The following is a 634-nucleotide window of genomic DNA, read 5'->3' as shown; positions in this document are numbered from 1 at the left end:
AAGTTATGCGCACTCTACTGAACAAAACAGACATCAGTGGTGAAATTGTCATTGGTGAAGGTGAAATCGATGATGCTCCAATGCTATACATCGGTGAGAAAGTTGGTCTAGGTGGCGATGAAGTGGATATCGCTGTTGACCCTATTGAAGGCACACGCATGACCGCAATGGGTCAATCGAACGCATTGGCAGTGCTTGCCGCGGGTGAAAAAGGCAGCTTTTTAAAAGCACCTGACATGTACATGGAAAAACTGGTTGTTGGCCCAGGTGCGAAAGGCGTGATCGATCTAGAAAAGCCGTTGAAAGAAAACCTAGAAAACGTTGCTAGCGCGCTGAATAAAACGCTGGACACTCTGGTTGTCATCACTCTAGCAAAACCTCGCCACGATGATGTGATTGCTGAAATGCAAGCGATGGGTGTGCGTGTCTTCGCGGTGCCAGATGGCGACGTTGCAGCTTCCATCCTAACGTGTATGCCAGATAGTGAAGTGGACCTCATGTACTGTATTGGCGGTGCACCAGAGGGGGTGGTATCCGCAGCGGTGATTCGCGCACTTGATGGTGACATGCATGGCCGCCTTCTACCTCGCCACGAAGTGAAAGGCGACACAGAAGAAAACCGTATTTACGGTGC

The 634-nt window shown here is 50.0% G+C and carries 1 protein-coding gene; it reads left to right on the top strand.

The window, feature by feature from the left end:
• Positions 1 to 634 (top strand): class II fructose-bisphosphatase (gene glpX, locus R7Z49_RS25855; RefSeq protein ID WP_318112524.1); only part of this gene is annotated, 634 nt, incomplete at both ends.

This window comes from Vibrio sp. 1562 (genome assembly GCF_033340155.1).
In the GTDB taxonomy this organism is placed as follows: Bacteria; Pseudomonadota; Gammaproteobacteria; order Enterobacterales; family Vibrionaceae; genus Vibrio; species Vibrio alginolyticus.
This window is presented reverse-complemented; position numbering and strand designations above follow the sequence as displayed.